The organism is Arcobacter sp. CECT 8989, from assembly GCF_004116715.1.
Lineage (GTDB): Bacteria > Campylobacterota > Campylobacteria > Campylobacterales > Arcobacteraceae > Halarcobacter.
This window is the reverse complement of sequence record NZ_PDKE01000082.1, coordinates 1-424: the sequence shown is the minus strand read 5'-3', so window position 1 is coordinate 424 and position 424 is coordinate 1. Positions and strand designations below refer to the sequence as shown.

Annotated in this window: 1 protein-coding gene; it reads left to right on the top strand. The window is 31.4% G+C overall.

Going from position 1 to position 424, the window contains the following annotated elements:
• Positions 1-424 (top strand): class I tRNA ligase family protein (locus CRV02_RS14540; protein WP_164969032.1); only part of this gene is annotated, 424 nt, incomplete at both ends.

Here is a 424-nt window from a genome sequence, read left to right as displayed (position 1 = left end):
AGATGTAAGAGAAGCACTTGAAACATTTAAATTCAATGAAGCAGCATCTATTTTATATAAATTTGTATGGACAGAATTCTGTGATTGGGGTATTGAGTACTCTAAAGCTAGTAAAGAGTCTATTTCTGAGCTTGGCGCTATTTTCAAAGAGACACTTAAATTAGTATCTCCATTTATGCCATTTATTTCTGATTACTTATATCACAAATTATCAGGAACATCTTTAGAAGATGGTGCGTCTTCATTAATGATTACTTCATTCCCTAAAGAGATTGCACAAGATAAAGAGACTGAAGCAATGTTTGCAATTATTGAAGAAGCGATTACAGCACTTAGACGTGCAAAAGTTATTATTGATATGGGTAACTCAAAAATTGCTAAGGCATATATCAAATTAGATACTAAAATTGATACACAATTAGCA